Annotated in this window: 9 protein-coding genes; 3 read left to right on the top strand and 6 right to left on the bottom strand. The window is 69.9% G+C overall.

Annotated features, from left to right (window positions below; all coding sequences use genetic code 11):
* A partial coding sequence (locus tag ACNFOC_RS47785) for a DUF6314 family protein (RefSeq protein WP_416965270.1) occupies positions 1 to 415 on the bottom strand: 415 nt, incomplete at its 3' end.
* Between the two features lie 2 nt (positions 416 to 417).
* Positions 418 to 672, bottom strand: coding sequence for a hypothetical protein (locus ACNFOC_RS47780; RefSeq protein WP_416965269.1), 255 nt, complete (start codon positions 670 to 672; stop codon positions 418 to 420).
* Positions 673 to 832: 160 nt separating this feature from the next.
* Between ACNFOC_RS47780 and ACNFOC_RS47775 the strand changes: the two genes are divergently transcribed.
* Positions 833 to 3,319: an alpha-L-arabinofuranosidase family protein gene (locus ACNFOC_RS47775; RefSeq protein WP_416965268.1), complete on the top strand. Its 2,487-nt coding sequence runs from the start codon at positions 833 to 835 to the stop codon at positions 3,317 to 3,319.
* Here ACNFOC_RS47775 and ACNFOC_RS47770 read toward each other — a convergent pair.
* Together ACNFOC_RS47770 and ACNFOC_RS47765 are read right to left on the bottom strand one after the other, a co-directional pair.
* Positions 3,306 to 3,746 carry a carboxymuconolactone decarboxylase family protein gene (locus tag ACNFOC_RS47770; protein ID WP_416965267.1) on the bottom strand — a complete coding sequence of 147 codons (441 nt, stop codon included), beginning with the start codon at positions 3,744 to 3,746 and terminating at the stop codon, positions 3,306 to 3,308. The genes ACNFOC_RS47775 and ACNFOC_RS47770 overlap by 14 nt on opposite strands.
* On the bottom strand, positions 3,743 to 4,189 hold the full coding sequence (locus tag ACNFOC_RS47765; protein WP_416965266.1) for a MerR family transcriptional regulator: 447 nt from the start codon (positions 4,187 to 4,189) through the stop codon (positions 3,743 to 3,745). Before ACNFOC_RS47765 ends, ACNFOC_RS47770 begins: the two co-directional genes overlap by 4 nt.
* 129 nt (positions 4,190 to 4,318) lie before the next feature.
* Here ACNFOC_RS47765 and ACNFOC_RS47760 point away from each other — a divergent pair, with 129 nt between their 5' ends.
* Both ACNFOC_RS47760 and ACNFOC_RS47755 read left to right on the top strand, forming a co-directional pair.
* A complete protein-coding gene (locus ACNFOC_RS47760; protein WP_416965265.1) occupies positions 4,319 to 5,521 on the top strand; it encodes a DUF6745 domain-containing protein in 1,203 nt (400 codons plus the stop codon).
* A gap of 53 nt (positions 5,522 to 5,574) precedes the next feature.
* Positions 5,575 to 6,066 (top strand): DUF8820 family protein, encoded by a 492-nt coding sequence (locus ACNFOC_RS47755; protein WP_416965264.1) that lies wholly within the window; start codon positions 5,575 to 5,577, stop codon positions 6,064 to 6,066.
* Between the two features lie 13 nt (positions 6,067 to 6,079).
* Here the strand turns inward: ACNFOC_RS47755 and ACNFOC_RS47750 are convergent, their stop codons facing one another.
* The gene (locus tag ACNFOC_RS47750) at positions 6,080 to 7,135 is read right to left on the bottom strand and encodes an SMI1/KNR4 family protein (RefSeq protein ID WP_416965263.1); all 1,056 of its coding nucleotides are present in this window, start codon (positions 7,133 to 7,135) and stop codon (positions 6,080 to 6,082) included.
* Positions 7,122 to 7,313, bottom strand: a 192-nt coding sequence (locus ACNFOC_RS47745; RefSeq protein WP_416965262.1) for a N,N-dimethylformamidase beta subunit family domain-containing protein, incomplete at its 5' end; no start/stop codon positions are given. The genes ACNFOC_RS47745 and ACNFOC_RS47750, both read right to left, overlap by 14 nt.

Below are 7,313 nucleotides of genomic sequence, written 5' to 3'. Positions count from 1 at the left end.
GCACCAGATCCTTCGCGGGCCCACCCACCCGCCACACCGTCCGCCAGTGGTCCGCGTCCAGCACGGTGAACTCGCCCCGGTAGAGATCCGCCGAGCAGGGATGGTCGGCGACATGGTGCCCCGACGTCAGATCCAGGTCGTGGAAGGGCCGCCCGTCGCCGAAGCGGACGTCGGCCACACCCGGCGTCCCGCCCGGCAGGAACCGTAGCGTCCGCTCGGCGGGGCGGGGCACGCCCTGCCAGGTGAACGTGCCCGACTCCGTGTGCAGCAGGCCCCCTTCGGGCAGTGCGCCGAAGACGGTCGTGCCCGCGAAGTCGCCCTCGTCCCCGCTCGACAGGTCCCGCACCGACCTCCGCACCCGCCAACTCCCGGACAGATACGCCAACACATCCGGTACCGGCCAGAACCCGCCCACCGTCACCCCTTCCCGCGCCGCCGCCGACGCCAGCCGTCCGGCGAGTCCGTGGGCGCCTTTCGGCGGGCCTGGACCCGGATCTCGTGGTGCGAGGCGTGACTCGTGGTCCGGAAGGCTTCCTCGTATGCCGCCAGGGCGCCGCTCATGCCGCCGCCAGCGGTGCCGCGGCGGCGGATCCGCCGGGACAGCCAGGTGAAGAAGCCCAGTACGGCGGCCAGGAAGCCGAGCAGGGCCAGGTACGGGAACAGCGCATGCATGCCCTCGACCCTACGTCCCTCCACGCCCCGGCCCCATTGACGTGCACACGACCCTTCCCTATCTTGCCGTTCGAAGTGCTGACCGATGTCTGATATTTCGAACACCCTTGGACCTGCTTCCGGGCAGCTCCAGGGCACCTTCAAGAGCCGCGGAGTATCCATGTCACGCACCAGCCGCACCCGCCTGAGACTTGCCGTGGGGGCAAGCGCTTTCCTGTTGGCGACGGCCGTCGTCCCCGCACCCGCCCACGCCGAGGACGTCACCGACTACGCGATCACCGTCGACCCGTCGGCGCGGGGCGCCACGATCGACAGGACGATGTACGGCGTCTTCTTCGAGGACATCAACCGCGCGGCCGACGGCGGCCTGTACGCCGAGCTCGTGCAGAACCGGTCCTTCGAGTACTCCACCGACGACAACAAGTCGTACACCCCGCTGACCGGTTGGGCGGTCGCCGGTACGGCCCAGGTCGTCGACGACGCCGGCCGCCTCAACGAGACCAACCGCAACTACCTCTCCCTGACGGCCGGTTCGTCCGTCACGAACGCCGGCTACAACACCGGCATCGCCGTCGAGGACGGCCAGAAGTACGACTTCTCGGTCTGGGCCCGCGCCGCCGGCGGCACCACGCTCGGCGTCAGCCTTGGGGACGCGGGCGGCACGCTGGCCACCGCACGCCAGGTGGAGGTGAAGAAGAGCGGCTGGGCCCGGTACACGGCCACGTTCACCGCGACTCGCACCAGCGCCACCGGCCGCCTCACCGTCGCCTCCTCCGGCGCGACCGCCCTCGACATGGTGTCCCTCTTCCCCCGCGACACCTACAAGCACGAGCCGAACGGCCTCCGCAAGGACCTCGCCGAGAAGATCGCCGCCCTGCACCCGGGCTTCGTGCGCTTCCCCGGCGGCTGCCTGGTCAACACCGGCTCCATGGAGGACTACAGCGCGGCCTCCGGCTACCAGCGCCAGCGTTCGTACCAGTGGAAGGACACCGTAGGCCCGGTCGAGACGCGCGCCACGAACTCCAACTTCTGGGGCTACAACCAGAGTTACGGCCTCGGCTACTACGAGTACTTCCGCCTCGCCGAGGACATCGGCGCGATGCCGCTGCCCGTCGTGCCGGCCCTGGTGACCGGCTGCGGCCAGAACAAGGCCGTCGACGATCCCGCGCTGCTCGACCGGCACATCCAGGACACCCTGGATCTCGTCGAGTTCGCCAACGGACCGGTGACGTCGAAGTGGGGCGGGCTGCGCGCCGAGATGGGCCACCCCAAGCCCTTCCACCTCACCCACATCGAGGTCGGCAACGAGGAGAACCTCCCCGCCGAGTTCTTCGCCCGCTTCACGCGGTTCCGTACGGCGATCGAGGCCAAGTACCCGTACATGACCGTGATCTCCAACGCGGGCCCCGACGACAGCGGTTCGACCTTCGACACGGCCTGGCAGCTCAACAAGGACGCCAAGGTCGACATGGTCGACGAGCACTACTACAACAGCCCGCAGTGGTTCCTCCAGAACAACGACCGCTACGACTCCTACGACCGCACCGGCCCGAAGGTCTTCCTCGGCGAATACGCCTCCGGCGGCAACGCGTTCAAGAACGGCCTCGCCGAGGCCGCCTACATGACCGGCCTGGAACGCAACGCGGACGTGGTCAAACTCGCCTCGTACGCACCGCTGTTCGCCAACGAGGACTATGTCCAGTGGCGCCCGGACCTGGTGTGGTTCAACAACCACGCCTCCTGGGGCTCCGCCAACTACGAGGTCCAGAAGCTGTTCATGAACAACGTCGGTACCCGCGTGGTGCCTTCGACGGCCACCGGCACACCGTCACTGCTCGCCCCGATCTCCGGCGCGGTCGGCCTGTCGACCTGGGCGACGAGCGCGGCGTACGACGACGTGCAGGTGACCGGCGCCGACGGGACGTCGCTGCTGAGCGACGACTTCTCCGGTGACGCGTCGCGGTGGACCCATACGGGAGGCGGGAGTTGGAGCCTCGACGACGGGCAGTACGTCCAGACCGACACCGCCGCCGAGAACACCATGGTGTCGGCTGGCGACCCGGGCTGGCACGACTACGACCTGCACGTGAAGGCGACAAAACGGTCCGGGAAAGAAGGCTTTCTGATCGCGTTCGGCGTCAAGGACACCGGCAACTACTACTGGTGGAACCTGGGCGGCTGGAACAACACCCAGACCGCCGTCGAGCAGGCCGTGGACGGCGGCAAATCGACGCTGATCGCCAAGCCGGGGACCATCGAGACGGGCCGTGCCTACGACGTCGACATCAAGGTGAGGGGCCGTCAGGTCACCCTGTACCTCGACGGTCAGGAGTGGGGCAGCTTCGCCGACGACAAGCCGGCCGAGCCGTTCCGTCAGGTCGCCACCTTGGACGCGAAGACCGGTGACCTGATCGTCAAGGTCGTCAACGACCAGTCCTCGGCGGCCCGTACGGCGATCGACCTGGGCGGTGCCAAGGTCGCGTCCAGGGCGAAGGTGACCACGCTCGCCGCCGCGCCCGACGCGGTGAACAGTGAGACGGCCACGGCGGTCGCGCCGGTCGTCTCCACCTTCAACGGCGTTGCCGACAAGTTCAGTTACACCTTCCCGGCCAACTCGATCACGTTCCTGAGGATCAAGCAGAGGTAACCGGGGCTTCTTGCGCGGGCTGCTGTCCCACCGGCAGCAGCCCGCGCTCGGCGAAGACCTTCTTCGCGGCGAAGGTGGCGTTGAGCGCCTTGGGGATGCCGCAGTACACCGCGGAGTGCGTCAGGGCCTCGACGATCTCCTCCGGTGTGAGGCCCACGTTCAGTGCCGCGTTCACGTGCACGTCGAGCTGGGCCTCGCAGCCGCCGAGCGCGGTGAGCATGCCCAGCGTCACCAACTGGCGGTCGCGCGGGGCGAGTCCGGGACGGTCGTAGATCTCGCCGAAGGCCCAGGCGACGACCTGGTGGCCCAGTTCGGGGTTGATGTCGGCGAGTGAGTCGACGACTCGCTGCCCGGCCTCGCCGTCGACCCGCTTCAGGACCTCCAGGCCGTGGGCGAAACGCTCTTCACGGGTGGTGCTCGCGCTCATGTCTGTTCGTCCGATCCCGGCTGCCCGTGCTCGACCTCGTCGAGGAGCAGCTGTTCGTAGTGGTCGATCTTGTGGTCCAGCACTGTCGCGTTGCGGCGCAACGCCCTGATCCGGTCGGCCAGTTCGGCACGGTGCTCACGGAGCATCGCCAGCCGGTCGGCGACCGAGACGTTCCCCGCCGCCCGCAGCGCCGCGAACCGCTGCATGTCGGCGATCGACATGCCCGTCTCGCGCAGTCGCAGCAGGAACTCCAGCCAGGCCAAGTCCGCTGCCTGATACCGCCGTTGGTTGCCGGTGGTCCGGCCGACCCGCTCGATGAGGCCGGCCTTCTCGTAGTAGCGCAACGTGTCGTGCGAGAGACCCGTGCGCTCGGCGACCTGGGCGATGGTCAGGGTCGGTTCCCGGTCCCGGGGGAGGGGTTTCAGGGGCTGTCCGCTGCTCATGAACACAACGGTAAAACCTGGAGCACACTCCAGGTCAAGGGGTAATTTCCTTGCGCCGCGACCCCGGTGCTGTCACGCTCCCCGCATGATGAATCGAAAGGCGGACCTCGAAGTCCTCCGGTGACCCCCGTGTCAGCCCTGCGTCAGGGCGCTCAGCGCGTCGCACTGGCCCGTCGCCTGAGCGACGAGTGGCGAGTGCACGGTCTGGCGGCACGCCCCGCCGACCGCCCCGCGGCCGAAGCCGCCGTCGTCGCCCTGTACCGACTGATCGACGCCCCGGCCCCGGAGTTCGTCTGGGTGCCGTCGCCCACCGCGGCCCTGTCGATCGTCCACGACGACCCGCACACCTTCCCACCCGTCCACTTCCAGGGCGCCAACCTGCCCAAGTACCCGGAGGGTTGGCCCCTGGCGGCCCAACTGGCCAACCTCGTACAGGACTTGCGCCGCGACCTCGACCGGGCCGTCGGGCACGGTGTGTCGAGGGGTTCTTGGTGGCGGCCCCTCGCCATCCCCGCCGAACGGGCCCTGGCCACGGGAGTGGCCATCCCCGCCATCGTCGACATGGTCGTCGGCGACGCGCTGTACACCACCCTGCACACCTGCGTCCGCACCCTGATCCGCGCCGAGTCGATGCCCACGACCGGCGGCACGGACGGCATGACCTGGTACGGGCAGCACGACGCCCACTGGATCGGCCACTACGACGTGTACGCACGCACCGGCCTCGCCGACTACCGGCGCCCCGACGCCGAACTGCTCGCCCTGCTGGCCGAGTTGGCGCGCTCGACCGGCTGGTGGTGGCCCGGTGAGGGCCGCTGCGTGATGGCGGAACGCCCCACCGAGGTCCACACCGAACCCCTCCCCGACGCCCTCAACGGCGAAGTGCGCCTGCACCGGGACGACGGCCCCGCCGTCCGCTTCGCCGACGACACCCAGATCCACGTCCTGCACGGCACCCACGTCCCGACCTGGGTGATGACCGACCCGTCCGTAGAGCGCATCCACGCCGAACGCAACATCGAGGTCCGCCGCAGCGTCATCGAACGCATCGGCTGGGACACCTACATCGCGCAGGCCCGCCTCCGGCACATCGCCACGGCCGGCGACCCCGGCAACCCCGGTTCCGCGCTCCATCTCTACGACGTCCCACGGGAGTTGTGGAGCCGCCCCGCCCGTCTCCTGCTCGTCGTCAACGGTTCCGCCGAGCCCGACGGCACCCACCGCCGCTACGGCCTGAGCGTGCCCGCGCACTTCGACGACCCGGTGGCGGCGGCGGGTTGGACGTACGGCCTGTCCGGCGAGCACTACGCGCGACTCGTCCGCCGCACCTGATCCCGAACCTTCTCGACTGATCCCGAACCTTCTCGACACCAGAGGTGATGCCCATGACCATGCCCGTGACCTTGATTCCGACCTTGACCCCGACCCCGACCATGACCCTCGCCGAGCTGACCCGCCGTTCCGGCCTCGACGTCCTCGACCACCTGGAACGCCAGGTCACCATCCCCGTCGTCGACGGCCTCCAGGCGCAGGGCGATCTGATCGTCGTCCCGTACGCGTTCGTCGCCCGCGCCGTCACCCTCACGAGCGGCAACTGGCGTGAAGTGCCCGCCACGGGCGTCGAGTTGCTGCGCAGCGCGGCCGGCGGCAATCCGCACACCCTCGTCGCCGACCCCGGCACCTGCCGCTGGACCCGGCACGTCCGCGACACCATGGGCCTGGCCATCGCGGTGATCGAGACCTCGGCGGTCGCCTACCTCATCCACCCCGAACACGGCGGCACGGGCATCGCGCCCGGCCGTTATGTCGTACGACGGCAGCGGGAACGCGAGACCGAGCGCATGGGGTGGCGCGGCGACCGGATGATCGCCGACTGAGCCCGCGGGCGCCTCACCAGTACGAGTCGTCGTCCCAGGCGTCGAAACCGGCGTACTCGACGGGGTCGTCCTCCTCGTCTAGCTCGGCCAGCCCGGGGGTGGCCGGCGTCCCGCGCTGCCAGGCGAGGAGCGTGTGGATCAGGCCGCCCTCCAGCACCGGCACCTGGTCGGTGTGGCGGGGCCAGACGATCAGGGGCCAGGCGTCCGGGTCCTGGCCCTGGGTGAGCCAGCCGAGGTGGTCGTTGTCGTAGGAGTTCGCGAAGGGCAGGAAACCGCCGGGCTCCGGCCAGGGTGCCAGCGGATAGTGGTGCGGGAATCTGTCCTTGGCCATCCGATAGGCGCCGAGGACCTGCTCGACGTGGGTGACGAAGCGCCGTTCGCCGGTGCGCAGCGGGGTCAGGAAGCGCAGCCACTCGCCCCAGTCGCCGGCGCCGTACACCTCCATCAGCTCCACGTACTCCGTCGGCAGCCGCGTCCCCAGCTCGGCGAACAGCCCCTCCCAGGTGCCGCCGCCGAGATACGGGCGCTCAGGGGGCGGCGAGAGCAGCCGCAGGGCGTCCAGGCCGGTCCCGGTCTCCAGCGCGACGCGGCGCTCGGCCTCGGTCAGCCGGGGTGCGGTGGGTGCGGGCGCGGTCCACGGCTCGGCCGTGGGCAGGTACGCGGTGCGGGCGATGCTGCCGGGCAGCGGCCCGAGCAGCGGACCGGCCGGGGACGGCTGCTCCCCGGCGGCGCGGACGGTTCGCCGCAGATAGCCGGTGAGCGTGAGGTCGTAGCGGTGGAACGGCAACAGGCCGCTGCCGGGCGCCGGTTGGGAGTGCCGGACGACGACCGTCCATCGGTCGGGGTCCTCGGAGACCGACGTGTCCCAGAACAGCACGTCACCGCCCCGGCTGGAGCCCCACGCCAACAGCCCGCCGGGAGACGGATGTACGGCCGGCCGCTCGCCCTCCGGCACCTGCCGCGCCGCGATCCGGGCCTCGCGATGCGTCTCCCGCAGCCAGTCGCCGTAGTCGAAGCGGTCCTTCCGGACACAGGGCACATGGATCCAGAGGTACTCACCGAAGTCCAACGGCCCGTAACGGTCGGCCAGTTGCTTGTAGTCGTCCGGGAGCCGCGACCCGTCGGTCGGGGACTCCGGACGGGGACGGCCCCAACTCCACTTGCCAGTACATGGTGTTGGCGGAGAGGAAGACGAGGGACGTGCCGTGATCGCGGGCGCGTTCGACGGTACGGCGCATCTGGGTCGA

The organism is Streptomyces colwelliae (assembly GCF_048158785.1).
In the GTDB taxonomy this organism is placed as follows: domain Bacteria; phylum Actinomycetota; class Actinomycetes; order Streptomycetales; family Streptomycetaceae; genus Streptomyces.
Note: the sequence above shows the minus strand (reverse complement) of the source record. Positions and strands in the feature narration are given on the sequence as shown.

Excerpts from the sequence above, each read along its gene's own strand:
- ACNFOC_RS47780 (WP_416965269.1), bottom strand. The coding sequence starts at position 672 with ATGCATGCGCTGTTCCCGTACCTGGCCCTGCTCGGCTTCCTGGCCGCC.
- ACNFOC_RS47775 (WP_416965268.1), top strand. The coding sequence starts at position 833 with ATGTCACGCACCAGCCGCACCCGCCTGAGACTTGCCGTGGGGGCAAGC.
- ACNFOC_RS47770 (WP_416965267.1), bottom strand. The coding sequence starts at position 3,746 with ATGAGCGCGAGCACCACCCGTGAAGAGCGTTTCGCCCACGGCCTGGAG.
- ACNFOC_RS47765 (WP_416965266.1), bottom strand. The coding sequence starts at position 4,189 with ATGAGCAGCGGACAGCCCCTGAAACCCCTCCCCCGGGACCGGGAACCG.
- ACNFOC_RS47755 (WP_416965264.1), top strand. The coding sequence starts at position 5,575 with ATGACCATGCCCGTGACCTTGATTCCGACCTTGACCCCGACCCCGACC.